The 24,897-nt window shown below is 69.9% G+C and carries 20 protein-coding genes and 3 pseudogenes; 12 read left to right on the top strand and 11 right to left on the bottom strand.

The window, feature by feature from the left end; genetic code table 11:
• The first annotated feature begins 414 nt into the window (after positions 1–414).
• Positions 415–1,104: a GAF and ANTAR domain-containing protein gene (locus C3489_RS05580; RefSeq protein ID WP_258054571.1), complete on the top strand. Its 690-nt coding sequence runs from the start codon at positions 415–417 to the stop codon at positions 1,102–1,104.
• A gap of 349 nt (positions 1,105–1,453) precedes the next feature.
• Here C3489_RS05580 and bla read toward each other — a convergent pair whose 3' ends face one another.
• From bla to C3489_RS05595, 3 genes are all read right to left on the bottom strand, one after another.
• A complete protein-coding gene (gene bla / locus C3489_RS05585) occupies positions 1,454–2,374 on the bottom strand; it encodes a class A beta-lactamase (protein ID WP_103780488.1) in 921 nt (306 codons plus the stop codon).
• A gap of 377 nt (positions 2,375–2,751) precedes the next feature.
• Positions 2,752–4,371 (bottom strand): RICIN domain-containing protein, encoded by a 1,620-nt coding sequence (locus C3489_RS05590; RefSeq protein ID WP_146075280.1) that lies wholly within the window; start codon positions 4,369–4,371, stop codon positions 2,752–2,754.
• A 516-nt stretch (positions 4,372–4,887) separates the two neighbouring features.
• The gene (locus C3489_RS05595; RefSeq protein WP_103780492.1) at positions 4,888–6,600 is read right to left on the bottom strand and encodes an ATP-dependent DNA helicase RecQ; all 1,713 of its coding nucleotides are present in this window, start codon (positions 6,598–6,600) and stop codon (positions 4,888–4,890) included.
• A gap of 314 nt (positions 6,601–6,914) precedes the next feature.
• Between C3489_RS05595 and C3489_RS05600 the strand changes: the two genes are divergently transcribed.
• On the top strand, positions 6,915–7,436 hold the full coding sequence (locus C3489_RS05600; RefSeq protein WP_374936719.1) for an MBL fold metallo-hydrolase: 522 nt from the start codon (positions 6,915–6,917) through the stop codon (positions 7,434–7,436).
• Here C3489_RS05600 and C3489_RS05605 read toward each other — a convergent pair.
• Positions 7,413–8,444, bottom strand: a complete 1,032-nt coding sequence (locus C3489_RS05605) for an MBL fold metallo-hydrolase (protein ID WP_103780494.1) — start codon at positions 8,442–8,444, stop codon at positions 7,413–7,415. The two genes, C3489_RS05600 and C3489_RS05605, sit on opposite strands and share 24 nt — an antisense overlap.
• A 794-nt stretch (positions 8,445–9,238) precedes the next feature.
• Positions 9,239–9,787: an SMI1/KNR4 family protein gene (locus tag C3489_RS05610; RefSeq protein ID WP_103780496.1), complete on the bottom strand. Its 549-nt coding sequence runs from the start codon at positions 9,785–9,787 to the stop codon at positions 9,239–9,241.
• A 257-nt stretch (positions 9,788–10,044) separates the two neighbouring features.
• Between C3489_RS05610 and C3489_RS39795 the strand changes: the two are divergent.
• Together C3489_RS39795 and C3489_RS05620 are read left to right on the top strand one after the other, a co-directional pair.
• Positions 10,045–10,319, top strand: a pseudogene (locus C3489_RS39795) (hypothetical protein).
• A gap of 181 nt (positions 10,320–10,500) precedes the next feature.
• Positions 10,501–11,175 carry a hypothetical protein gene (locus C3489_RS05620; protein WP_258054572.1) on the top strand — a complete coding sequence of 225 codons (675 nt, stop codon included), beginning with the start codon at positions 10,501–10,503 and terminating at the stop codon, positions 11,173–11,175.
• Here the strand turns inward: C3489_RS05620 and C3489_RS39950 are convergent.
• Entirely contained in the window at positions 11,157–11,381 is a 225-nt protein-coding gene (locus C3489_RS39950) for a DUF5959 family protein (RefSeq protein ID WP_374936721.1), read from the bottom strand. The two genes, C3489_RS05620 and C3489_RS39950, sit on opposite strands and share 19 nt — an antisense overlap.
• 511 nt (positions 11,382–11,892) lie before the next feature.
• Here C3489_RS39950 and C3489_RS05625 point away from each other — a divergent pair.
• Positions 11,893–12,387 carry a lamin tail domain-containing protein gene (locus C3489_RS05625; protein WP_103780499.1) on the top strand — a complete coding sequence of 165 codons (495 nt, stop codon included), beginning with the start codon at positions 11,893–11,895 and terminating at the stop codon, positions 12,385–12,387.
• A 142-nt stretch (positions 12,388–12,529) separates the two neighbouring features.
• On the top strand, positions 12,530–13,465 hold the full coding sequence (locus C3489_RS05630) for an ADP-ribosylglycohydrolase family protein (RefSeq protein ID WP_103780501.1): 936 nt from the start codon (positions 12,530–12,532) through the stop codon (positions 13,463–13,465).
• Between the two features lie 6 nt (positions 13,466–13,471).
• Here the strand turns inward: C3489_RS05630 and C3489_RS05635 are convergent.
• Together C3489_RS05635 and C3489_RS05640 are read right to left on the bottom strand one after the other, a co-directional pair.
• Positions 13,472–13,953, bottom strand: a pseudogene (locus C3489_RS05635) (Imm21 family immunity protein).
• A gap of 59 nt (positions 13,954–14,012) precedes the next feature.
• A pseudogene (locus tag C3489_RS05640) lies at positions 14,013–14,318 on the bottom strand (alpha/beta hydrolase); the annotation flags it as partial.
• Positions 14,319–14,509: 191 nt separating this feature from the next.
• Here C3489_RS05640 and C3489_RS05645 point away from each other — a divergent pair.
• A complete protein-coding gene (locus C3489_RS05645; RefSeq protein WP_103780503.1) occupies positions 14,510–14,749 on the top strand; it encodes a hypothetical protein in 240 nt (79 codons plus the stop codon).
• 40 nt (positions 14,750–14,789) lie between these two features.
• Positions 14,790–15,731 carry a radical SAM/SPASM domain-containing protein gene (locus C3489_RS05650; RefSeq protein ID WP_103780505.1) on the top strand — a complete coding sequence of 314 codons (942 nt, stop codon included), beginning with the start codon at positions 14,790–14,792 and terminating at the stop codon, positions 15,729–15,731.
• A 214-nt stretch (positions 15,732–15,945) separates the two neighbouring features.
• Here C3489_RS05650 and C3489_RS05655 read toward each other — a convergent pair whose 3' ends face one another.
• The gene (locus tag C3489_RS05655; RefSeq protein WP_103780507.1) at positions 15,946–17,220 is read right to left on the bottom strand and encodes a hypothetical protein; all 1,275 of its coding nucleotides are present in this window, start codon (positions 17,218–17,220) and stop codon (positions 15,946–15,948) included.
• 342 nt (positions 17,221–17,562) lie between these two features.
• On the opposite strand from C3489_RS05655, the gene C3489_RS05660 reads away from it, so the two are divergent.
• From C3489_RS05660 to C3489_RS05670, 3 genes are all read left to right on the top strand, one after another.
• The gene (locus C3489_RS05660; protein ID WP_103780509.1) at positions 17,563–19,428 is read left to right on the top strand and encodes a M1 family aminopeptidase; all 1,866 of its coding nucleotides are present in this window, start codon (positions 17,563–17,565) and stop codon (positions 19,426–19,428) included.
• A 145-nt stretch (positions 19,429–19,573) separates the two neighbouring features.
• The gene (locus C3489_RS05665) at positions 19,574–20,419 is read left to right on the top strand and encodes a lysozyme (protein ID WP_103780511.1); all 846 of its coding nucleotides are present in this window, start codon (positions 19,574–19,576) and stop codon (positions 20,417–20,419) included.
• Between the two features lie 326 nt (positions 20,420–20,745).
• Positions 20,746–22,002 carry a serine hydrolase gene (locus C3489_RS05670; protein ID WP_258054573.1) on the top strand — a complete coding sequence of 419 codons (1,257 nt, stop codon included), beginning with the start codon at positions 20,746–20,748 and terminating at the stop codon, positions 22,000–22,002.
• A gap of 89 nt (positions 22,003–22,091) precedes the next feature.
• On the opposite strand, the gene C3489_RS05675 is transcribed toward C3489_RS05670, so the two are convergent.
• Positions 22,092–22,544, bottom strand: coding sequence for a VOC family protein (locus C3489_RS05675; RefSeq protein ID WP_103780513.1), 453 nt, complete (start codon positions 22,542–22,544; stop codon positions 22,092–22,094).
• Between the two features lie 200 nt (positions 22,545–22,744).
• Positions 22,745–23,788 (bottom strand): GlxA family transcriptional regulator, encoded by a 1,044-nt coding sequence (locus tag C3489_RS05680; protein ID WP_103780515.1) that lies wholly within the window; start codon positions 23,786–23,788, stop codon positions 22,745–22,747.
• Positions 23,789–23,917: 129 nt separating this feature from the next.
• Here C3489_RS05680 and C3489_RS05685 point away from each other — a divergent pair, with 129 nt between their 5' ends.
• Positions 23,918–24,841 carry an NADP-dependent oxidoreductase gene (locus C3489_RS05685; protein ID WP_103780517.1) on the top strand — a complete coding sequence of 308 codons (924 nt, stop codon included), beginning with the start codon at positions 23,918–23,920 and terminating at the stop codon, positions 24,839–24,841.
• Positions 24,842–24,897 lie beyond the last annotated feature (56 nt).

Consider the following 24,897-nt stretch of genomic DNA (forward strand, 5'->3'; position numbering starts at 1 on the left):
GTTACGTCAGCGCCCAGCCGGGTGAGCGGCCCGAAGGGGAAAGGGGGCGGGCGGGGAGATGATCAGCAGCCGAGCTGCACGGCCGGCCCTGGTCGGAGCCGGTGCCCGACCAGCGGCCCGGCCTGATCATCCCAGCCGCACCCCGCCGACCGATCTTCATCGAGGACTGCTCCTCGACACCTACCGGCTGACCAACCGCCGACCCGGCGGCCTGACTGGTCCGACGGCGAGGTCAGCCACCTCTGATCCAGCCCTGCTCGATTCCTGACCTGAGCAAACGCTCACCCAAGATTCAGACACGTAGGCGGCCAGGAGCAGGGCCACCGTTGCGGCGGTGCGCTCCGAGAGCCTTGGCCGGTGAGAAGCTGGGTTGGCAGCACCTGAGAAGTGCTGGACGGGAGAGGGAGGACTCGGGTGGACTGGCGTGCGTTCGCTCAGGACATGGCCACCATGGCCCGTGATCTGCTGGCTCAGGACTCGGTGGAGGCGACGCTGCAGCGGATCACCTCCTCGGCCACCGAACTGGTCGAGGGCTGTGACGCCGCCGGTGTGCTGATCCTTCGCGGCACGAGCGTGCAGTCACTCGCCCCGACCGACCCGATCGTCACGGAAAGCGACCGGCTCCAGGAACGTCTGCAGCAGGGTCCGTGCTTCGACGCGGCTCACCAGCACCATGGCGACCGAGTCTTCCGCATCGCGGACTTCACCGCCGAACAGCACCGCTGGCCCGACTTCGTGCCCCAGGCCAGAAGACTGCACCTGGGCAGCATGATGGGGTTCCTGCTGTACACGGACGACGAAGACCTGGGCGCGCTGAACCTGTACTCCCACCGGCCCGGCGCCTTCAACGACGTCAGCGAGACGGCCGGCTGGCTCCTGGCCTCCCACGCCGCAGTGGCCTTCTCCAGCGCCCGCACCCACGCTCAGATGGAACAGGCCGTCGCCACCCGGCACACCATCGGCGAAGCCATGGGCATCCTCATGGGCGGCCACCACCTCACCGAGCAGCAGGCCTTCGACGTCCTGCGCCGCTACTCACAGGAGAACAACGTCAAGCTGCGCGAGGTCGCGCGCCAGGTCTGCGAAAAGGGCGGCCTGACCTGACCTGGACCCGCACAGGGCTGCGGTGGGCACGTACGGCGTCGGCGAGGCGCAGCGCGAGGCCCGGACGCGGGCGCTTGATCTGGTCTGTGGCATAGCGCCCGACGGGGAGTGAGCCGCTGGGTGGTGGCCCCTGCCTCTCCAGGGCGACCATGGACGCCCCCTTCACGCCTGAGGCGGACCGGTCAGAGGGCGCGGCGGAGGACGGCGACGGTGGGCGATCATGCCGGGGCCTTTACCGCCTACGTCGCCCATCAGCATGCGGGTGGTGTGATCTGCGCGGGTCGCGCCGGTCTGGGTCTCCCCCTCAGCGGCCACATAATGGGAAGCGATCTGCGATGCTCCGGGGACGTCACTCGCCGGGGGCGAGGGTGGCGGCCAGAACGGCGGCCGCGTCGCGGATCAGCCGATTGTCGACGGGCGCGTCCTTGGCGTCCTTGGTGGACAGCACGGTGAGCAGCAGGGGCGTCTGCCGCGTCGTCCAGGCGACGCCGATGTCGTTGGCGGTGGCGTAGCTGCCGGTGCCCGTCTTGTCCGCGAGGACCCAGTCCCGCGGCAGCCCGGCGCCGAACCGCTCAGCACTGGTGGTGTTGCCCTTCAGCCAGGTGACGAGCCGTTCGCGGTCGGGGCGGGCCAGGGCCCGTCCGAGGGTCAGTCGTTCGAAGCTCTTGCCGAGGGCCTCCGGCGTACTGGTGTCCTGCGGGTCGCCGGGGACGGCGGCGTTCAAATCGGTCTCCCAGCGGTCGAGCCGGCTCACTTTGTCTCCGAGCGAACGGAAGAACCGGGTGAGGCCCTGCGGACCACCCACCTGACGCAGCAACAGGTTCCCTGCGGTGTTGTCGCTGTACTGGATGGCGGCGGCACACGCTTCGCCCACCGTCATCCCCGTGGCCAGATGGTCCTCGGAGTGCTGCGAGTTGCTGAGGATGTCCCTCGGCGGGTAGTGGATCACCTTGTCCAAGGGTGCACAGTCGCCGTGATCGCGCAGCACGGCCGCGGCGGCGAACGCCTTGAACGTCGAGCACATCGCGAACGGCTCCCCGGCGCGATACGCGACGGTCCGGCGGGTGCGCACGTTCCGGGCGTAGACACCGAGCCGCGCGCCGTAACGCTGCTCAAGCCTGCCGAGCTCCGCGTCGAGGTCGACGAGTTTGGCAGCGGGGGCCGCCGAGGCTGGGGCGGAGGCCAGGGCGGGGGTCACCGCAGCGGCGGTGGTGAAGGCGAGACTGGTCTTGAACAGACGGCGGCGCGGCAACGGGTCGGCACTGGTCATGTGCGGAGTTCTCCCAGGTCGTCGGTGATCGGGTGTCGGCTTGGTGGATCTTCGACGGGGACAGCGAAACAGCAGGACGCCACTCATGTCCAAGAGTTAACTGTGAAGGGGACATGCCCAATTGACAGGCACTGCTGGGTGGATCTGCTGGCACACCTCGTCGAGGCGTATGTCGTCACCGTCAACGAGAACGAGCTTCACCGCCACTTCGGTGGAAGGGCTGTGCACCGACCCCGGCCTTGACCAGCAACGACGCACCGACAAGGGGACCGGATCGTCCCGTTCGCCCCCGGAGGTCGTTTCGGCCCGTACGCCGATGCGCGCACGGGCCGGAACGACCGTGAGGAAATCGCCTTTTGCCCGCGGTCCGACGCGCGTCAGGGGGTGTAGCCGATCCAGGAGTGCGCCGTTTCGGTCTTGTCGCAGGTCCACTGGGTGGCCACGGTGCCGTTGGACGTGCCACCGCCGTAGATCGTCAGGCACAAGCCGCTGTTGCCGTTGACCAGGAGCGATCCGCCGCCGGCGGCGCCCGTCACCCCGCTCCATCGCTGTGCCGTGCTGCCGTTGCACTCCCACTGGACGGCGTAGGCCCCGTTGGCGGTGCTGGAGCCGTAGACCGTCAGGCAGCGGTTGCTCTGGAAGTTCCGGATCTCGGAGCCGTTCCAGAACCAGTTCTCGCCGGACTTTCCGTTGCAGTCCCACTGCACCACGTTGGCGCCGTTGTTGAGGCTGCTGCCGTACGGGATCAGGCACTTGCCGCTCTTGACGTTCCTGAAGCGCACGGTGGTGATGGGGCGCGCAGTCGGGTAGAAGTCGTAGACGAGCCGCTGAGGATAGGCCTGGTCGGCCTGCGCGACCTCGTTGACCCCGCGGATCCGACCCGTCGAGGCGTCCCAGTCGAGGTTCTGCGCCATGTCGGGCACGGCGGTGAGGACGTGGGTACTGTCACCTGGCGCACCCTTGTGCACGCACGCGGGTTCGCGGTAGCTGACGTCGAAGCTGGAGGGGCATTGGCCGCTGATGAAGAAGGAGCCCTCCGCTCGGACCACGCCCTGCATGCGCCACACCGGGGAGACCCATGCCGCCTCCGCCGTGTTGGCGGTGCCCGGGAAGTAGCCCGTGCCGAGGTCGAAGGGCCACTGGACGATGCGGCCGCCCGAACCGTCCACGTTGTAGTACTCGTTGGAGACCAGCGCGCTGTGCTCGCGGTCGAAGCTGAGACCGTTCATGCAAGGCCACGTGCCGGCGGCCGGCACGCATTTGCCGTCCGATGTCCCGACGGTCGTCGTGTACCTGGCGCGGACGGGCAGGACGTAGTCGAAGCCGCTGATACCCGAGTAGCGCGTCAGGTCGCGCAGTTCGACGACGTCGAGGGTGCCGCCGTTCGCGACGAAGAGCCTGTTCTCGTACCAGACGACTCCGTCGGCGTGGCTCATGTGCGGGGTCACGCTGGTGCCGCCGCCGAAGTCGACCAGCGCGACGTCGTAGTAGCGCGGTGTGGCCGACGTGCGGTCGACGAAACGCAGCCGGGACTGACGGTTGTCCGAACCGAGGTGCCAGGAGGTCACCTCCCAGCGCTCTCCCGCCCAGTAGCCGTCCCCGGCCGATGTGTGAGGGACCGAGAAGCCCTGGGGAGCCCAGCCGTTGGTGCCGCTCTCGTCGGCGTCGGTGGGTTCGCCCCAGCAGTAGCCGTCGGCGTCGACGCCCGGGTTGAACGGCGTGGGATAGCACAGACCGGCCTTGCCCGACCTGCCTCCGGTCAGACCGTGCAACAGTGTGTCGCCGACGCGGCTGCCTGTCAGGGTCTTGTCGACCGCAGTGCTGTAGTCGGCCTGACGGCTCAGAACGAACTTGTCGCTGGCGACGGGGATGATGCCACTGGCCGCGTATGCCGTGCCGGTCCCCCCGACACACAGGCCGGCGAGAAGCAGCAGTCCAGCGACCGCAGCTCTCCACGCGCGCGTAGCGCGGCGCCGTTCGTGATCACGTGTGTTCATCCGCCGGAGCATACAAACCTCCCCCTACGGGACCTCAACCCCACCTGTGGCAGGGTTTTACTGAGCTGAGCGAGAGCCGGCCCCGTCACGACGGGGGTGCCGTGTCGAGCTGGTCAGCCAAACGCACCCGCTCGTCGGCGTCCGCCTCCAGCGCATCTTCTCGGCGATCCAGTCAGTGACCTGCTTGCAGCGACGCACCTGTAGCCGACCAGGCGGGTGCGCCAGTCCGAGGGCAGCCCGCGAGACGCGGGGGCGCGACGGTGATGGCCCCGTCGGCGTCGGTGGTGGCCTGCAAGAGGTTGTACAGGTCGGCCACGCCGAGCATGGCGTGAGGACGCCGTCGTCCCTGAGGCGACAGTCGCTGAGGATCTTTCAGGTCTTCATCCGGGCCAAGGGGTTCCTCACGGGCGGCCACCACCTCACCGAGAACCCGGCCTTCGACGCCCTGCCCCGCAGGGGCCCTGTGGGGCAGGGCGGCTTACGGTGCAGGCCCCGGAGCGGAGGGGTGCTCCCGGCTCAGTGGTCGGCCCCTTCGCCGCCCGGCTCGCCCGTCACCGTGAGCAGGTCGTCCCGGTCGGCCAGGGCTTGGAGGGAGAGGGTGCGGTAGCCGACGTCGTCGAAGAGGACGGTGATGCGGTCCCCGTCTTCGCTCAGCACGGTGCCCCTCCCCCACTGGCCGTGCCGCACCGCCGTACCGACGGGATAGGCGCCGGCGTCCGGGTGCACCGCCTGCCGGTCGTCCCGCGAGCCGTCGCCGCCCTCGGCCTCCCGGGCGTCACAGACGTCGCAGTTCCCGCAAGGCGCTTCGTACTCCTCGCCGAAATACCCCAGCAGGAAGCGCCTCCGGCAACCGGTCGTCTCCGCGTAGGCCCGGGCCATGTCCACCCGTGAGCGTTCCATGCGCTGATGCGCCTCGGCGCTGTCCCTCGCCCGCTCGACCGCCCGGTCCGGGCCTGTGTCCGGGGCGGGCCGCACGGCTCCCGAGGCGTCCGTGACGACGGCCTCGGCCTCCTGCAGCAGGTTCACCGCGGTGGTGACCCGTGCACGGGACAGACCGGTGTCCCGGCGCAGTTCGTCGAGTCCCACCGCGTTGGCGTGCTCGTGGACGGCGTGTACGACCGCGCCGACGGTGTCCGAGCCGGGGGCCCGGCCGCTGAAGTAGGCCTGCATCCCGGTGTCCTCGGGACGGAAATGCAGTACGGCCACGGCCGGCCGCCCGTCCCGGCCGCAGCGGCCGATCTCCTGGTAGTAGGCGTCCAGGGAGCCCGGCAGCGCGGCGTGCAGCACGAACCGCACGTCCTCCTTGTCGATGCCCATCCCGAAGGCCGTGGTCGCCACCACGACGTCCGTCTCGCCCGCCAGGAATGCCGCGTGGACGCGTCGGCGTTCGGCGGCACGCTGACCCGCGTGGTAGGCCTCGGCAGCGAGTCCCAGGGAGGCCAGCTCGGCGGCGTAGAACTCGGTGTCCTTGCGGGTGGCGGCGTAGACGATGCCGGGCTTGGCCTCGGCCGCCGCCCGCTCGACGATGCGGCGGCGGCGTTCGTCGTCCTCAAGGTGGCGGTGGACCTCAAGGCGGATCTCGGGGCGGTCGAAGCCGGTGACCAGGTGGCGGGGCCGGTCCATACCGAGCCGTTCGACGATGTCCTGGCGGACCGGCGGCGCGGCGGTCGCGGTGAGTGCGAGGACGGGGGGCCGGCCCAGGCGCCGTACGGCCTGGGCGAGGCGGAGGTAGTCGGGCCTGAAGTCGTGGCCCCAGGACGACACGCACTGGGCCTCGTCCACCACGAACAACGCGGGGCGTGCGTCGGTCAGCCGCCGCACCACCTCGTCCTTGGCCAGTTGCTCCGGGGACAGGTAGACGTACGTGGACCCGCCGTCGCACACCGCCTCCCAGGCCGCTTCGGTCTCGGCCGCGGTCAGGTCCGAGTTCACGGCGACGGCTCGCGGGCTTCCTTCGCCGCCGGGCAGTCCGGCGATCTGGTCCCGTTGCAGGGCCAGCAGCGGTGAGACGACCACCACCGGTCCCGGCAGCAGCAGGGCGGGGACCTGGTACACGGCGGACTTGCCGGCTCCGGTCGGCATGACGACGAGGGTGTCCTGTCCCTGGAGCACCCACTCCATCGCGGTGAGTTGCTCGGGCCGCAGCTCGTCCCAGCCGAACACCTCGGCGGCGGTCTGTCGCAGACGCCCGGCCCGCCGCGCGCCGGTACGGGGTCTGTCGCCGGTCATGGGGACTCCTTCGCTTCGTGCGGGAAGCGGCCGTCGCAAGCGGCCCCGCACGGTTGTGCTGGGTACCCGCCGCGGACGCCGCCACGCGCCGGGGCCGCTCCCTGATGCGGCCGGCCGTTTTCGGGAGGTCGCGGGTACGGTCGCCCGCACCGGGAGGGCGCGGGTGTGAGCGGCCGTTTCGGGGCGGGCGCGGGTGCGGGCGGCCGTTCCCGGGCGGCATGCCAGGGAAACCGCGACGGATCGGAAGAGACAGACCTGACGCGGGGGCCGCGTGTGCGGGCACCCCCGCGACCTCGGCGAAGGGCGGGCGATCATTGCGGCACGCCGGTCACCCGGTGGTGCGCGGTCTGCTGCCACCGGTGATGGGCAGCATGCTGGAGTTCGGCCCGCCACACCGGCCCGCGCGGCTGCGGCTGTACGTCTCCGGCGACACCCTCCCGTACGAGGGCCTGGCCGAGATCGCCACCCGCTTCCCCGCCGCCGATCTGGCCGTGCTGCACCTGGGCGGCACGCGTCTTCCCGGCGGGTTCGTGGTCACCATGGACGGCGCGCAGGGCGCGGAACTCGCCCGGCAGCTCGCTCCCGAAAAGATCCTGCCAGTCCACTACGGCGACTACACGGTGATGCGTTCACCGCTGTCCGCGTTCCTCGCCGAGGCCGAGCGGGCCGGGCTCGGCCCCGGTGCTGCTGTGAGCGGCCCCACTGGCAGCAGCCGAGCGGCCGGGTGGCTTGATCACGTGCATTGGTCCGTCCGCCCGCCCCCCGAAGGCACCGAGGCGGACGGACGGCTTCATGTCGAACGAGTGCCCGACTCAGGTGCTCGTCGGGGACGCTGACCCTCCCGTGCCCGCCTGCGTCTGGTCCGCGCAGGGAGCGGGAACCCGGGTGGTCGCCTCCGCGGTCAGCTCCCGTGCGACCGCCTTGATGTTCTCCTGCACGATGGTCGGGAGGTCGGCCACCGGTGGATAGCCGGGGTAGGTGCGGTCCATCGCGGCGGTGATCGACTTCTGCTCCTCCGGGGTAACCGCAGGTCCCCCAGGCGAGGCCGACGCCACTGCTGGTCGCACGAGGCCACGGAAGTGCCGGAGGTAGCCGCGCTGTTCGTCGATGAGCGCCCGTGCCGGGCCGGGGGCCCCATGCCCCGGATACATCGTCCTGGCCTTGGGGAAGCGCCGGTCGAGCTGGGTGAGGATCTGCAGCCATCCGCAGCTGTTGCCCTCGATCAGCGCCGGTGTGACCTTGCCGGTCGCCAGGTCGCCGGAGAACAGGTCGCCGGTGTCGGGGCGGTAGTAGACAGTCGCCCTGTCCGACTCGCCCTCGGAGAATCCGATGGTCTCGAAGCGGAGTCCGCCGACCTGCACGGCGCTGCCGTCAGCGAACGTCCGGTCCGCGTAGGTGAGGCGGGCGGGGAATCTCGGGTTCGCCGAACGGGCGAGCGGATAGAAGCCGCGCTTGTCCTGCCGCATCGCCTGGTCGGTCGCCCTGGACGCGAGGACGGTGGCCTTGGGGAAGGCGTCGTGGAAGGCGCTCGCTCCGCCCACGTGGTCCGGGTGGGAGTGGGTCAGCAGAATCCCGACGACGGGTTCGCCGGTCTTCCTGATCTCCGCGATCGCCTTCTGGGCGTCGTCCGGCGTGCGCAGGGTGTCCACCAGGACCAAGCCGTGCGGGGCCTGGATCCAGTAGGTGTTAACGGAACCGGGGTTGGGCGAGGCGAACCGTCCAGGCCCCGACGCATGCGCAGTTGGCGTGTCGGAGGTGGCGTCGTTCGAACATCCCGCCACCGTGGCGATCGCGGATAAGGTGGCGGAGGCTACGGTCAACAGGCGCCGCAGTCGCTGATTCATCTGAAGCCTTCGTGTCGTCGGGACGGCGGGGAAGTGGTGCGGGCGTCACCGTGGGCGAGCGCCGCGCCCGTCACCTCCTCCGCGGGCGAGTGGATCCGGGACAGGTCTGAGTTGTCCCGTCGCCGCAGCCGAGGATCACGCGGACGTATTCCTTCCATATCTGCCCGGTGGGTTCACCCGGCTCTGCTCCCCTGACGATCAAGAACTAGTTCACCTTCACCGCCAACCACCCAGGCCAGCACGGACTCCCAGGACAGGACCGGAGGAGACCCTCCCCCATCGAACCGAGGTGTTCGGTCGGTCATGGCCGTCTACGGTGCTCAGTCACGAAGGCATACGGCGCGGCCTGGCCGGCTGGGAAGCCAAGCTGGGGCCGCGGACGAGAGTGTGATCGTGAAGGGCGGTCGCCTACGCGGCGAAAGGCTCTGCAGGGCTTCAGCCGAACGATCTTCCCTGCAGGCGATAGGTGAGGCCCGGGGACACTGTCCCCTCCACAACCACGTCCTGCACAACACGACCCGCCCAGCGGATGTTCCCGCCCCCGTTCGACGCGGGCGAGACAGCGATCAGCGCGCGATCGTCGCAGAGGTCGTTGGCTCAGGCATCCCGCTCCGCAGCCGACCCCAGACGCGGGCGCGGAGCCCAGGCCTCGACGAGCCGGAGGACGGGGACGACGTCCAGGCCGCGCGGGCCCTGGATGCAGCGGTCGTCACATCTGAGTGGCGTGAGTCGCTCGATCGCAAGCCCCCATACGCCGGAGGGCAGCCGGTTGCTCCGGCTGACATGACGCGCGTTTACGGGCTCGCCAGCCAATCGGTGTACCAGGATCGGAAGCCGGGGCTCACCGGTGCGAAGCCGCCCCACTCCGGATCGATCTGCCAGATTTCTCCTGCGTGTGCGCCGTTCAGGATGAGCCGGGTGTAGATACCGCAGCCGTGTTCGGCGAGCATGAGCGTGCCTCGGGTCAGATCGGCGGGTGCCCCGATCGGGCCGGGCAGGGGTTCGGCGAGCGGGAACGGCTCGGCGAGGCGGCCGGGCAGCCGGTCTTCCTTCCACTCGTCGTCCGCAGCCCACTCCTCGTCGGCTTCAGGGCGTGGGGTGGTCAAGGGCATCACGCCGTGCCCGGGCCCGGCCGGGCCGTTGCCCACCTCCGCGACGAAGGACCGGTACTCAGCCGGCAGAGCGATGCCATGGGATTCCTCGAACGCCCGGATGTCCGTCTCCGGCAGGTGTGGCGCCAGCACGTACCGATGCGTACGCGCGCCGAAACGCCTCAGCTCCGGGTCCCGTGCGGCCATCTCCCGTAGCCGTGCGCGGACGCCGTCCTCGTCCCAGTTCGCCATCCCACGACCGTAACAATGACGTCCGCGCCCCGGCCCACCACACCTCTCGGACCGACAGTGCCCAGTCTCCCCAGAGATGCGGAGCAGGAAGTCAGTGATCGGGGCCCCTCCGTCACCGGGGACGAGCACGGTGCTCGCCGTTCGCGGAAGTGCAGGGTCGTTTCGTCGCCACCCGTCCGTGTGATGCACGGGTGCCGGGTCGGCTCAACGGGCAGGGATGGCCGCGGCAACGCTCTCACCAGCAGAAAGGTCCATCGATGCGTCTTCGCTCCGCGTTCACCGCTGTTCTCGGCGCCGGCCTGCTCCTCACCTCCTTCCCCGCTTCCGCAGCCGCCGCGTAAACGGACAGTGCCTGAACCTCCCCGGCGTCGGCCAGGAGAACCCCGAGCCGGGCCATTCACCGAAGAACCGCACGGACGCCTGGGCAACGGTCTTCACCGAGCCCAACTGCGAGGACGACTCCTTCCGCCTCCGTCCGCTCACCGGCGGCGCCTCCGAGCGGCTGAAGGTGCGCTCGGTCATCTTCAGCTGACGCCCCGCCCCCGGCCCCGGGACCCTGGCCCAAGCGGGAGCTGACACAGGTGGAGGGCGCTGCGCGCAGGGGGTACACGGACTCCCCGAGCCCGACCCGAGGACGTCCGCTCTGACCTGGCGTTCTTTGCGGCGGTGGGTGCGGTGCGGGGGTTGTCCGTGGGTTCGGCTTAGATGTGACCGTGTCTGTCTATGAAGTGATCCGCCAGCTGCCCGAGATCTCGATTGTTCGAGATCGCTCCCGAGCCATGGCCACGCTGGATGCCATCATGAGCCCGGAGTGGGAGTCACGGTTCTTCTCGTTCGACTCCCAGTGGTCGCCGACGGAGGAAATGGCCTCCATGCGCGACGGCTGCGGCAATGAGTATTCGATCGTCTTCTCCGCGGCGGGCGCTTACGCCCGCGGCTTCGATCACGAGTCGCCCATGAGCCCCTACCGGGTGACGCCCCCGGCGCCGTGGCCCGGACTGTTCGACGGAATTCCCGAAGCATTTCTGCCCCAGGTCACGGAGCCCGCCTTCAGCGATGTCGACAGGACGCCGCGAGCGACGGTGTGCTTCTGGCGCGGACACTCCGACACCGCGTGGAAGTGCGGTGCGGTCGAGGCTCCGCCAGCGGGGGCTGAGGACGACGGCGGCGCGGAGTGGCTGTTCGACGTCCTCCTGGACGGCCGACCCGACGCATATCAGCAGTTCGCCGAGGAGTACTACGAGGTGGCGGTGAGCCTTGAGGCCGTGCGTCATGTCTATGCCTTGCGGCCTCTCACACAAAGCGTCGTGTCAGCGCTGAACCCCGACGTCGACCTCCTCAGTCTTGAGAAGGACATCGCCCAGATCGGCTATCCCCTTCTGCGGTAAGGGCCTGTTGAGAGGCGTGGGTCTGTGACTTCACTCGGCCAGACTTCTCGAACGTGCTCAAGTCGCTGGTGGTGCCCCTGAATCCAGTTCTCGTGCGGCCGTAGCCAGAGATCGGCGGTGAGGCGGTCGGGGTCGTCGACGGCCACGGACAAGGAGCGGTCCTCGTGCATATGGAAGAGGAGGCTCAGTCCGCGGTCGCCACCGATCCTCTCGCCCCCGTTCTTGCTGCGGCCGTTGCCGGGCTTCGGCTTAGCCGACGAACTACCGCCGGACCATACGCTGCTGCCAGACGTTTACAACACCGTCGCCACCGCCTGCGGGGCGGGCACCGCGACGGCGGAACGGGTCGTGATGGGCGCACCGAAGAAACACGGCCGGCACAAGGACCAAAGCAGCAGCTCGCATGTAAATGCCGCCGTTTTGTTGGACGTTGAGCCGCAAACATGACTTCCTTTGCGGTGGCCATCCTGTCCTTCACCGCGCTACCACCCGTCTGGCCTCAGGGTGGAGCGGAGCTCAGGCGCGCGGTCGATGAAGCTGGTGGCAGGCGGTCGGAGGCTTCACCGGGAAACGGTGAGGTGAGCAGCCGGAGACAGGCACCTCCACCACCGTAGCCTTCACTTTTCACTCACATCTCCATCACCAAGCCACCACAACCGCTAGTCTCCTCACTGCACTACAAGCATCAACTACAGGCACCACTGAGGGGGGATCCTCATGCGCATGCGCTACGCGGCCCTGGCCACCGCCGCTTCCACCGGACTTCTGGCCGCACTCGCCGCCGCGCCCGCCCAGGCCGCCGAGTACTCCTCGGCCCTGAAGATCAAGGGCATCCAGTACGACGCACCCGGCCGCGACGACAACCGCTGCAACGGCGGCAACACCAAGAACGAATACCTGACGATCAAGAACTACTCGCGTACGAACGTGAACCTCAAGGGCTACGTCGTCAAGGACGCCGCCGGCAACAAGTTCACCTTCACCGCCAACCACACCCTCGAACCCGGCGACTACGTCCAACTGCGCGGCGGCCGCGGCACCGACTCCGACCGCGACAACGTGGTCTACCGTCAGAACTGCAACTTCATATGGAACAACGACAAGGACACCATCTACCTATACAAGCCGGGCGGAGCCCGCGCCGACGTCCACTCCTACACCAAGCGTGACAACGACCGCGATGGCAACGGCTACATCACCTACCACGGCTAGAGCCGCCACCGCCCAGCAGACTCCGGCCGCTGGAGGAGCCATCCTGCGGCCTTCTGAAGCGCCGTCCGGTTGTTCTCGCGGCAGGACTCCGAACGAACGCTGCTGATCGTCGTACTCAACGCGGCACTTGTAACCTGCGGGCGTGAAACGGATTCAGCGGGCCGCCGGTGCGGTCGTCGGCTCGGCAGTGGGTGATGCCCTGGGCGGCCCCTTCGAGTTCGGCCCCCAGGGCGCGTTCTCCGCGCGGTTTCCCGTGCCTGGCGCCGGAGGCGAGATGTGCGGGGGCGGTGGCTGGGACCCCGGCGAGGCCACTGACGACACGCAAATGGCCGTCCTGGTCGCGGAGTCGCTGCTGGAGCGGGGCGGACTGGATCTGCCGGACATCTTCGCCCGCTTCCAGCGGTGGGCCGTATCAGGACCGAAGGACATCGGCCTGCAGACCGAGGACGTCCTGACCAACGGCATGCCCTGGGACCTCGCCGCCGCGACCCATTTCCGGGTCAACCGACGAGCAGCGGGAAACGGCGCCTTGATGCGGGCATCCACCTCCGCGGTCCACTTCGCCGCCGCCGGCCAGGAAGCCACCATGGACGCGGCCCGCCGCATCGCTGCCCTCACCCATGGTGACCGCGCGGCCTGGGAAGGGACCGCGATCTTCCACGAACTCATCCGGCTCATCCTCAGGGGCGCCGATCCCCTCACCGCGCTCCCGGACATCCTGACCCTCGTCCACCCCGACCACCGCGACCGCTACGCCACCGTCCTCGCGCCCGACTGGCAGCCGGATCAGGCCACTGAGTTCAACGGTGCCGTCTGGCCCTGCCTGGGCTCCGCCGTCTGGGCCCTGCGCACCACCACCGGCTACGAAGGCGCGATACGCGCGGCGATCGACCTCGGCGGCGACACGGACACCGTCGCCGCGGTGACCGGAGGTCTGGCGGGGGCGTACTACGGGCTGGATGCCATCCCCGCCCACTGGATCCAGCCGCTCCATGTGCCGCTCCCGGGATTCGATGGACGGGTCCTGCACCTGGCGGACCTGCTCCACCTTGCGCACCGTCTCGGAGAGGGCCCTTGATCAGGGTCAATCGTCGACGGGCATGAGCTGGACCAGACCGACCCAGGGCCCCTCTTCCGTTTCCGTGTGGATGGCGCGGATCTTCCAGCCGCCGGCCGGCAGGGGAACCACTGCTTGGGCGGGCATTCCGCCACCGGGGTACTGGGTGTTCAGTTCAGCGCCTGCCTCGACTGAGTCCATGAGCACGGTAGGGCCGTCCGTCACCCACGTGCCGCACTCCTCCCACTCGGCGCCGGGATCCGCCCGGCGAGCCAGCGCAGGAAAGCCCTGCGCTCGGGCACATAGCAGGTGGTGGCCGGCTCGTCCGCCAGCACCAGGACCTGGGCGCCGTCCTCACCCACGTCGATCACTCCAGCCAGACCATCCACGGCGCAGGCCCGGTCGTAGTCGTCCGGAGCGGTTGCGTCCCCCACGACCGTCCCGGTTTGCGTGCACCCGCTCCATGCGCCCAGCGCGGAGACGGGGACGACGGCCAACGGGCCGCCCATCGACTCCACCCAGACGGAGGAGATGTGGGAAGCATCGCTCGATGTGGATGGGGAGGCGCTCACGCCGTCAGTGTGCCCTCCGTGACTGACAACGCTGCGCCGGGCGCGGGGCGGTGGCCGGACAGAAAGGGCCGCAGCAGGGCGAGCAGTGCGTCAAGGCAGTGCAGGGGGATGATGTGGCCGCCGTCCTCGATGAGATGCCCGGTGAGGTCGTCGGCGATCGGACGCAGCTGGTGTTCCAGTGCCCTGCCGACCGGGTGTGCGCCGACCGCCATCGTCGGCACCGTCAGCCGCGCCGTGGCGACCGCCTCCTCGATCTGGACCGAGCTCTGCGGCAGAGCCCGGTAGTAGGAAGGCGAGGTCCGCTTAGCACGAGCGTCGGCGCCGCCAGCGCCGCCACAGCCTGCTCGAAGAGGCCGGTGATGGCACGACGACTGGGCACGAGTGCTTCGAGTCCTGCTCCATTCGGATGCCCTGCACGTTTCGCGGCACTGAAACGGCGCCCCTTCGGTGTGCACTTGCCACTGGCATGTACGACACGAGAGGAAGGACCACCGTGGCTCCAGGCGCGAAGAAGGGTGTTCTCCCCGTCACCTCCGGTCCCCCGAAGTTCGCCGTCCGGTCACGGACGCTGCCGGGCGGCGAGGTCTGGTTCACCTGCGGACAGGCGTGGGAGTACGACTCCGAAGACGGCCCGGCCTACGCGATCAGCATGACGATGACGCCGGTGAACTGGGACGGCGACCTGCTTCTGGTCCCCATCCCGGAAGATCTCCGGACCGATTCACAGGACTGACTGCCTGACCTGCTCCCCCGACAAGGCCGGAAGGAATCACGTGCACGCCACCGAGACCACGCACCTCACGGAAACCAGAACGCCCGATGATGTCGACGGCGTCCTGGAATTCCTCTGGCTCGAACTGACGAACCGCTGCAATCTGAAGTGCGTCCACTGCTACACCGAGTCACATCCGCACAGCGGCGACCGCGACGTGCTGACTGCCGACGACTACGAGGCGGTGATGGCCCAGGCCCACGACCTCGGCTGCCGCAAGGTCCAGCTGATCGGCGGCGAACCACAGCTCAACCCGGAATTCGGGCGTCTGCTGCGCACCAGCGTGGAACTCGGATTCGAGTTCGTCGAAGTGTTCAGCAACCTCACGATGCTCGACGAGGACACCATCACGTTCTCGTCCGAGAACGGAGTGCATTTCGCCACCTCGGTCTACGCCGACGAACCGGCCGCACACGATGCCGTGACCACCGTACGAGGCAGCCATCGACGCACCGTCGAGAATCTGCGAAGGCTCGTCCAGCGCGGCGTCAGCACCCGAGCTGCCGTCATCGATGTGAACCAGGACGCGGAAGCCGCCGAACGCACCGTGAAATTCCTGACCGACCTGGGAGTCAGCGGATCCACCCGGTCCTCCGAGGTACGGGAGTTCGGGCGGGCGAAGGAACTCCTCGGGCAGGAATCGAGCATGTCCGGCCTGTGCGGTTACTGCTGGAGCGGAAAGCTGGCCGTCGCCCCGGACGGAAAGGTCTTCACGTGCGTCATGGCCCGGGACTGGCCGGTCGGAGACATCCTCAGCCAATCGCTCAGCGAGATCCTGCACAGTGCCGAACTCGCCCGCGTCCGCCGCGACATCCACGAGACGGTGTGGTTGCCGGCCACGGCGGGCGACGAGCGCTGCCCCCAGAGCTGCGGGCCGGACCTCTCCTGCCCGTGCGACCCCCTGCTCTGCCCCAAGTGCTGCGGCCCCACGCATCTGCAGTGACCGGACATGGCTGTGCCCTCGACCGCGCTTGGCGGTCGGGGCTCCGGCGCCGCCACCTCTCCAGGAGCTGAGCACGGCCCTGATGGAACGGGCCAACTGCGGTGTCCCCGGCCGCAGATGCGTTCATCCGGTGAGGGCCCGGACCTCCTCCCGCGGTTCGGGCCCTCACTCCCGGCCCCGCCCGCCTGCGGCTCGCCGGACACGTCCGTGGGTCTCAGATGCGGAGTGTTCCGGGGAACGCGCCATGGCCGACGCCCGGTGCGGTGATGGCCAGCCAGCCGTGGTGCCGCACCTCGGTGTCCGGACCGACCTCGCCGGGGTCGACCGAGAGGTATCCGCAGGCCGAGCGGGCGCCCGTGGTGCCCGCGTTGGACGGGGCCTCGTCGTACTCGGGGTCGAAATCGGGGTCGTCCACCGCGAGGGTCTCCCACGGCAGCGGGTCCCCTTCCCATTCGGGGTCTCCCTCGGCGACGTACTGACGGATCACCTGGCCGTTCTCGGCGACCATCCACACATCGGAGCCGCCGGCGTCGTCGAGGAAGAAGAACTGGGCCTGGCCACAGTGGACGCTGACCCGCTCGACCGTCTCGACCATGCCGTCCCAGGGGTCGCCGACGAGCAGGTCGAAAGCACCGAAGACCAGGCGCCAGCCGTCCAGTTCCGGGGTGACGAAGACCCGTCCCACAGCGCGGTCGACGCCGTCCGGCCCGGGGACCCGGATCTCCCGGCTCTCCGCCGCCTCGACGCCGGCGGCGACCGTGATGGGCCGTCGGTCGTGTAGCCCCAGTGCCTCGAAGACGCCCTCGTACGACGCGCCGGGCACGGCCATCCACCAGCCGCTGAGGGTCGACGACGGCAGCCTCGGGGTCTCGTGCGGGATCTTCACCCGTATCAGCCGGTCGATCGCGGCGCGGTCGCGGTCGTCGAGCGCGTCGACGCCGCCGCCCGCCACCAGCGCCGCCATCGCGCCCCGTCGTGTCCTCGGGGAGACGGCCGGGTCGCGGCGCAGGGCGTGCAGCCGCGGCCGGAAGGAGGCGTGCAGCAGGCGGGCGTAGTCGGACGCCTTGTAGGGGACGAGACGGCTGCGGGAGTAGCTGTCCACCAGGGCCCGTAGTCCGGCATCGGAGTCCGTCCGCAGTCTGAGGAGCCCCTGGAAGCCGTTGCTCGACTTTCCGTAGTCCGGATCGGCCGCCAGGGCCGCGTACTGGTCGGCGGAGCGCTCGTCGAACACACCCAGGAGACGCCCCGCCTGCCAGTCCGACACCTCTTTGCGCCGCCAGGCCGTCACCACGGCGTCGAAGGCGGGCGGCCCGATATGCCGCAGCACCCGCATGACCGGTTCCATTTCAGCTGTCCGCCGGACATCGGCCAGACTCCGCAACAGCGTGGGTACCACGGTGTCGGCCTGCTCCGACAGCCGTGCCGCAGCAGCCGCCACGCGCGCGGGATCGCCGCTCTCCAGGTCGTCGAGAAGGGATTCGATCTTCATGCGACAGCACAGTAGCCCCGGCCACTGACACCGCCCCGCTTGAGCCATGGGGGCGAGGCTCATGTGGTGGACGCGAAGGGGCGCTACGGGACGGGTTGTTCGCGGGGTCGACCCGACGGGCACCGGCACGGCTCCACCGGTTCTGCCCACGGCGCACTCCTGGCATGGACCAGTCAAATCTGTCACTCTTTCGGCAGCCGGCGTGCGCCCCTGACCCAGGAGGGTGCCGCCGGCTGACCGTACCGACCACGCAAGCACCGTCCGTGGCCGCCCCGGCATACCCCAGCCGGCCGGGCGGTCTTCGAGCAGGCCGGAATCCCGGCCGCCACAAAGGAGTAGCGTGTGAGACCGACCCCCCACAGAGCCCTCGGCGCCGGCGCGCTCACTGTCGCCGCGCTGACCGCCCTCTCCCTCCCCACCACCCCCGCCGCCGCCCAGCCGACCGCGCGGCACAGCGCGGCAGCCACCTGCACTCCCACCCAGGTGGTCACCAACGGCGGCTTCGAGAGCGGCACTTCACCGTGGAGTCAGTCCTCGTCCACGGTGATCACCAGCCGTTCCGGCCAGAGCGCCCACGGCGGCAGCAGCTACGCCTGGCTGGACGGAGTCGGCAGCACCCACACCGACACCCTCAGCCAGAGCGTCACCATCCCCGCCGGCTGCGCCACCGCCACCCTCACCTTCTGGCTGCACATCGACACGGACGAGACGACCTCGTCCGTCGCCTACGACAAGCTCACCGCCAAGATCGGCGCCACCACGCTGGCCACATACTCCAACCTCCAGGCCACCACCGGCTATGTGCAGAAGTCGCTCGACGTCTCCGCGTACGCCGGCCAGACCGTGAGCCTGTCCTTCACCGGCACCGAGGACTCCAGCCTCCAGACCAGCTTCGTCCTGGACGACATCGCCCTCGCCACCTCCGGCGACACCACCCCGCCCACGACCGACGCCACCCGCACCCCCGCGGCCCCCTCCTACACGGCGAACCTCAGCAGCGACACGAGCGGCACCGTCTGGAGCGGGCACGAGAGCGTCAGCTTCACCAATGCCTCGGCCACCGCGCTCACCGAGGTGTATCTGCGACTGTGGGACAACTACCACGGCACCTGTGACGCGATGCCCATCCGGGTCAGCAATGTCACCGGCGGCACCGCGGGCGCCCTCTCGGTGGGCTGCACCGCCCTGAAGATCGACCTGCCGAGCCCGCTGAACCAGGGCCAGAGCGCCACCATAGGCTTCGACCTCGGCATCACCGTGCCCAGCGGCGCCGACCGTTTCGGCCACGACGGCGCCTACAGCTTCATCGGCAACGCCCTGCCGGTCCTCGCGGTCCGCGACAGTGCCGGCTGGCACCTGGACCCGTACACGAACAACGGCGAGTCCTTCTACTCCCTGGCCGCCGACTTCAAGGTGACCCTGGACCACCCCAGCAGCCTGCTGGTCCCGGCCACCGGCACCTCCACCGACACCCCCGGCTCCAGCGGCCGTACGGTCACCACCGCGACCGCGGCCAAGGTCCGTGACTTCGCCTGGGCCGCCGGGCCCTTCACGAAGATCTCCGGCACCTCCGCGGCCGGTGTCCCCATCAACGTCTACTCCGTCTCGGGCATCAGCTCCTCCAGTGCCCAGTCGATGCTCAGCACGGCCAAGTCGGCCGTGGACGCCCACGCCTCCCGGTTCGGCGCCTACCCCTACGGCGAGCTGGACGCGGTGATCGACAACAACTACTGGTTCGGCGGAATGGAGTACCCCGGCTTCGTCCTCGACCTGGTCAGCACCACCGCCCTCACCCACGAGATCGGCCACCAGTGGTGGTACGGCATCGTCGGCGACGACGAGTACAACAGCCCCTGGCTGGACGAGTCGTTCACCGACTACGCCACCGACCTCGCCCTCGGCAAGACGGGCAGCAACTGCTGGAGCGGCGTCTCCTGGGCATCCAGCAGCGAGAAGATCACCAACTCCATGGCCTACTGGGACACGCACTCCTCCCGCTACTCCACCGTCGTCTACGGCTACGGCAAGTGCGCCCTGCACGACCTGCGCCGCGTCCTCGGTGACACCGCCATGGCCAAGCTGCTGAAGGACTACGCGGCGGCGCACTGGTACGGCGTGTCCACCACGGCCGAGTTCAAGGCCGCCGCCCAGGCCGCTACGAGCACGGACCTGACCTCCTTCTGGTCCCAGCACCGCATCGAGGGCTGACCCGGCACCACCGAGGGTCGACCCCGCACCGGCCCGGTCACGGCCGCCGCACCCCGTGACCGGGCCACCCATATGGACCAACCACGCGCCGGCGCGGCATCGTTGGGCGGTATCCGGAATGCGGTACCGCCCGGCTGCGGGTCAGATGGATGCCGTGCGACCTTCCATATCCGCCGGCCCCCGCGGCCCGCGCCTGGCCGTCACCACCGTGCTGACCGGCCTGCTGCTGACCCTGTCCACCCCGGCGGCGCTGCCCTTGGCCGACCCGGTGACACCCGAGCGAGGCAGCGCCTTCATGGGCATGGGCGTCCTCGCGCACGACGGCGGCAACGCCTCCTCCGACGACACCCCCGCCGCCCGCACCACCCAGACGGAGGGCGTGGACGTCTCCAGCCACCAGCGCGACGTCGACTGGCCGGCCCTGTGGGACGGCGGTGCCAGATGGGCGTACACCAAAGCCACGGAGGGGACCTCCTACACCAACCCCTACTTCACCCAGCAGTACAACGGCTCCTACGACACCGGCATGATCCGCGGCGCCTACCACTTCGCCACCCCCGACACCGGCGGCGGCACCGCCCAGGCCGACTACTTCGTCGACCACGGCGGCGGCTGGTCCAAGGACGGCAGGACCCTGCCCGGCGTCCTCGACATCGAGTGGAACCCGTACGGCGACGCCTGCTACGACAAGTCCCCGAGCGCGATGGTCGGCTGGATCCGCGACTTCCTGACCCGCTACAAGGCGCGCACCGGCCGGGACGCGGTCATCTACACGGCCACCGCCTGGTGGACCCAGTGCACCGGGGGCTACTCGGGCTTCGGCGCGAAGAACCCGCTGTGGATCGCCCGCTACGCCGCGACGCCCGGACCGCTCCCCGCGGGCTGGACGTCGTACACCATGTGGCAGTACACCTCCACCGGCAAGACGGTGGGCGACCACGACCGCTTCAACGGCACCCGGACTCAGCTGGGCGACTTCGCCACCGGCTGACGGCGGCCGCAGCCGGGACGCCGCCACGCCCGGGCGCCGAGCGCGCGGGCCGACGGCTTCCTCTGCTCCCGGAAAATGCTGCGGAGACCGTGACGCGGGCTCAGCAAACCGTCGCAGACCGGGATGCCCGGGTACAGGTCGATGCCCCCGCTGAGCTGACGGCCCATCCGTCGCCCGGCCCCTGATGTTTCAGCGCCGGTTCTCAGGGTCGGACCGGGGTTTGATCAGGGCCGTTCCCCGATGAGCCGGAGCGGGCGTGTGGCGGAGACTCGTGGTCGGGCGGGTGATCACCCGCCCGAACTACCACGCACCCGGAGGGCATCGACGTGACCAGTCCCACCCGTCGCACCCGTTGGATCACCCCGGCCGCCTGCGGCGCCCTGGCCATGACGTTGGCCGCGGGGGCGGCCGCGCCCGCGCTCGCCCTGTCGCGGCCTGGGGTGACATCGGCGCCGCCGGCCGCCAGCGCGCCGTTGCCGCGTCTGGACCCGGCCGCGCTGCGGGCAGCCATCGGCGGCCTGCCGGACGAGGACGTCACCGGCGCGCTGCTGCGGATCACCGGCTCAGCGGGCCACTGGTCGGGCACTTCAGGTGTCGGTGACCTGGAGACCGGGGAAGGTGTCCCGCCCAACGCGTTCATCCGGATCGGCAGCATCTCCAAGGTGTTCACCGCCACGATCGTCCTTCAGCTCGCCGCCGAGCACCGGATCGACCTGGACCGGCCCGTCCAGCAGTACCTGCCGGGCGTCCTGCCCGCCGACCTGCCGCCCGTCACTGTGGGCCAACTGCTCAACCACACCAGCGGCCTGCCGCGCGGCGGATCGAGCCCGGAGTTCGGCGACGGCAGCCCCGAGTGGTTCGCCGCCAACCGGCTGAAGAGCTTCACCCCGCAACAGGTGATCGACACGTTGGCCGGTCAGCCGATGCAGTTCACGCCAGGCACGGCCCAGCAGTACAACGGCATGAACTACTACGTCGCCGGCATGCTGATCGAGAGGGTCACGGGCCACACGTTCGCCGACGAAGTGCGCACCCGGATCACGCGCCCGCTCGGCCTGCGCGACACCTACGTTCCCGACGCCGACGACCCGCGCCTGCCCGGCCCACACTCCCACGGCTATCTGACGGTCCAGTCCCCGGACGGCGCCATACAGCGAGTGGACGTCACCGAGCAGAGCCCCTGGCCGTGGGCCGAGGGCGGCATGATCTCCACACCCGCCGACCTCGACCGCTTCGTCACGGCACTCTTCCGCGGGCGTCTGCTCCCACAGGCCCAGCAGGCCAAGCTCTTCGAGGTCCCCGACGTCCCGAGCAGTCACAGCAGCCAGTGCCGCACGGAGGCCGACGCCGGCCGGGCCTGCATGACCATGGGGCTGATGCGGGTCACGGCGTCCAACGGCGTCGTGGTCTGGGGCAAGACGGGCTCCCGCCCCGGCTGGACGAGCGGCGTGTTCGCCACCAAGGACCTCTCCCGCAAGATCGTCTACTCGGTCGACCCGACGAACCTCAACGGCGCGGAGATGGCCCTGATCCAGCGCATCGCGGCGGCGTCGTTCGGTCCGCTGGTCCCGGCGAAGAACTGAAGGAAAGGGGGAGCGTATGGCTGACTGCGGCAGTCCGTCAGCCCGGTCCGCCGGTCAGTGTCCCGCAGGGAGCCGGGGCCTGCCTCCGCCTACGTCGTTCCGGCGGGCGGGTCGGCGAAGACCCCTTCCAGCATGCCGGTGGCCTGTCCGACCTCGATGAGGTATCCGTCGGGATCGCGCAGATAGCAGCGCAGCTCGGCTTTCCGGTCGATGGGCGGGGTGAGAAACTCGGCCCCCTTCGCGCTCCACTCCCGGTAGCAGGCGTCAATGTCGGCCACGCGGATGTTGAGGAAGCTCGATGTGGTGTGGGCGTCTTCGGGTGGCTGCAGCGTCACATCGGGTTTGTCAGGCGTCGGCCCGCCACCGGGGTTCATGATGATCCAGCCGTTGGCGAGCTTGATGATGCACGGATTCTCTTCCAGCACCACGGTCCCGCCCAGGACGTCCGCGTAGAAGGCGCGCGAACGGGGCACGTCCCGCACGGTCAGGAAGTGGGTGAGGAGCATCCCGGTGACTGGTGCGGGCAGGTCGTCTCGCTGCATTCGGCTGTCCCTTCACTGGTGCCGGAACCGAGCTACCGACCGACGCGCGACTCTCTCCATAGTGCACCGACGTCTCCCGGCTCGCCTGAGCGGTCGCGCCGGCTCGCTGCGACGGCATTGCCGCCGACCCGCACTCCCCCGCCCACACGCCGGCCGAGAAGGCTCCGGCTGCAGAGCACGGACGCCGCCCACCCGGCGCATCAACCACCGATCCCGCGGTCACTGCGGGGGTTGAACGCGCGCCGGTAGGCGGCGGGAGAGGTCCCGAAGGCCGTCCTCATGTGCGCGCGCAGCGAGTTCGCGGAGCCGAAGCCGGCGCGGTGGGCGACCAGGTCGATCGTCAGGTCGGTGGTCTCCAGCAGTTGCTTGGCCAGTTCCAGGCGCTGGGCGGTGAGCCACTGCACCGGTGTCATGCCGACCTCGTCGCGGAAGCGGCGGGTGAAGGAGCGCAGGCTCATGCGGGCGTGCGCGGCGAGCTGGGCGAGGGAGAGCGGCTCGCCGAGGTGCTCCATTGCCCATGCACGAGTCGCACTGGTGCCGGCGAGGGTGGGCTCGGGGACCGGGCGGTCGATGAACTGGGCCTGCCCGCCGTCCCGCCACGGCGGTACGACGCACATGCGGGCGGCCCGGTTGGCGGCGGCCGCGCCGTGATCGCGCCGGATCAGGTGCAGGCACAGGTCGACACCCGCGGCCACGCCCGCGGAGGTCAGCACATCGCCGTCGTCCACGAACAGGACGTCCTCGTCCACCTTGACCCTGGGATAGGCGCGGCGGAACTGAGGGGCGAGGTTCCAGTGAGTGGTGGCCGGGCGGCCGTCGAGCAGACCGGCCGCCGCCAGCACGTAGGAGCCGGTGCAGATGGACACGAGCCGGGTGCCGGGCCGGATGCCGGCGAGGGCCGCGGTGACCTCCGGGGGCAGCGGGCCGCCTCGGCCGAGCTCGGGCATGGCGTGCGTGGGCGGGATGATCACGGTGTCCGCCCGGGTCAGGGCCTCCGGTCCCTCCGCGGGATGCACGGTGAAGCCGGCGTCGCTGGGAACCGGTGCACCGTCGGCGGTGCAGACGGTGACGTCGTAGAGCGGACGGCCATCGGCGTCCAGCGCACTGCCGAAGACGCGGGAGGGGATGCCTAGCTCGAAGGGCGGGACGCCGGGCAGGGCGAGTACGGCGATCCGATGCGCCCGCGACGCTCCCGGCGCCCGGTCCCGCTCGGCGTCCGTCTCGATCCCCTGTGTCTCGGTCATGGCCAGATCCTGTCACATAGTGGCCAGACGGCCAATGCTGTGGCGGCTGCCCATGTCCCATCGTTGTCTGCGTCGCGCCGGGAAGCTCCCGGCGTCGAGCCGATCGAGTAGGAAAGAGAGACAGACAGCATGCGTGCGGTGGTCGTGGAGCAGTGGGGCGGACCCGAGAACCTGGTCGAGCGGGAGGTCGAGCGCCCTGAGCCGGGGATCGGTGAGGTCCTGGTGCGGGTGCACGCGGCCGGAGTGAACCCGGTCGACTGGAAGACCCGTGCCAGCGGCGGCCTCATCGAGTGGGGCGCCGTACCGGCCGTCGGCTGGGACGTGTCCGGGATCGTCGAGGCCGTCGGGCCCGGCGTGGGGGTGTTCCGTCCCGGTGACGAGGTCTTCGGCATGCCGCTGTTCCCGCGCCAGGCCGGCGGCTACGCCGAGTATGTGGTGGCACCGGCCCGGCACCTCGCCCGCAAGCCGGCGCGACTCACGCATGTCGAGGCGGCGGCGCTGCCCCTTGCCGCGCTCACCGCCTGGCAGGCCCTGGTGGACACGGCGGACGTGCGCCCCGGCGTGCGCGTGCTGGTGCACGCGGCGGCAGGCGGAGTCGGCCACCTCGCGGTGCAGATCGCCAAGGCCCGCGGCGCCCACGTCATCGGCACGGCCAGCGCCGGCAAGCACGACCTGCTGCGCCGGCTGGGCGCGGACGAGATGATCGACTACCGCGCGGTGCGCTTCGAGGATGTCGTGAGCGACATCGACGTCGTCCTGGACGGCCTGGGCGGAGAGACGGCCGAGCGCTCCCTGAACGTGCTCAGGACCGGCGGCCGGCTGATCACGCTGCCCGGTCCGGACGACGTCCCCGCCGCCCGGGACGGAGTGCGGGCGGCGTGGATGCTGGTCGAGCCGGACCACCTGGGACTGCGAGAGATCGCCGCCCTCGTGGAGCGCGGCGCGCTCAAGCCTGTGGTCGAGACGGTCCTGCCGCTGGCGGACGCCGCGAAGGCGCACGAGATCGGCGAACGGGGCCGCACCACCGGCAAGATCGTTCTGACGGTAGTCTGATCCAGCTACGGGCGCAGGTTGCGGCGATGCCGGAGCCTCGGGAGACGCTCTACGAT

Source organism: Streptomyces sp. Ru71 (genome assembly GCF_002920535.1).
In the GTDB taxonomy this organism is placed as follows: domain Bacteria; phylum Actinomycetota; class Actinomycetes; order Streptomycetales; family Streptomycetaceae; genus Streptomyces.

What these genes read in the sequence shown, in the direction of transcription:
- bla (WP_103780488.1), bottom strand. Translation starts at nt 2,374, where the DNA reads ATGACCAGTGCCGACCCGTTGCCGCGCCGCCGTCTGTTCAAGACCAGT.
- C3489_RS05590 (WP_146075280.1), bottom strand. Translation starts at nt 4,371, where the DNA reads ATGAACACACGTGATCACGAACGGCGCCGCGCTACGCGCGCGTGGAGA.
- C3489_RS05595 (WP_103780492.1), bottom strand. Translation starts at nt 6,600, where the DNA reads ATGACCGGCGACAGACCCCGTACCGGCGCGCGGCGGGCCGGGCGTCTG.
- C3489_RS05605 (WP_103780494.1), bottom strand. Translation starts at nt 8,444, where the DNA reads ATGAATCAGCGACTGCGGCGCCTGTTGACCGTAGCCTCCGCCACCTTA.
- C3489_RS05610 (WP_103780496.1), bottom strand. Translation starts at nt 9,787, where the DNA reads ATGGCGAACTGGGACGAGGACGGCGTCCGCGCACGGCTACGGGAGATG.
- C3489_RS05625 (WP_103780499.1), top strand. Translation starts at nt 11,893, where the DNA reads ATGCGCATGCGCTACGCGGCCCTGGCCACCGCCGCTTCCACCGGACTT.
- C3489_RS05655 (WP_103780507.1), bottom strand. Translation starts at nt 17,220, where the DNA reads ATGAAGATCGAATCCCTTCTCGACGACCTGGAGAGCGGCGATCCCGCG.
- C3489_RS05665 (WP_103780511.1), top strand. Translation starts at nt 19,574, where the DNA reads ATGGATGCCGTGCGACCTTCCATATCCGCCGGCCCCCGCGGCCCGCGC.
- C3489_RS05675 (WP_103780513.1), bottom strand. Translation starts at nt 22,544, where the DNA reads ATGCAGCGAGACGACCTGCCCGCACCAGTCACCGGGATGCTCCTCACC.
- C3489_RS05680 (WP_103780515.1), bottom strand. Translation starts at nt 23,788, where the DNA reads ATGACCGAGACACAGGGGATCGAGACGGACGCCGAGCGGGACCGGGCG.
- C3489_RS05685 (WP_103780517.1), top strand. Translation starts at nt 23,918, where the DNA reads ATGCGTGCGGTGGTCGTGGAGCAGTGGGGCGGACCCGAGAACCTGGTC.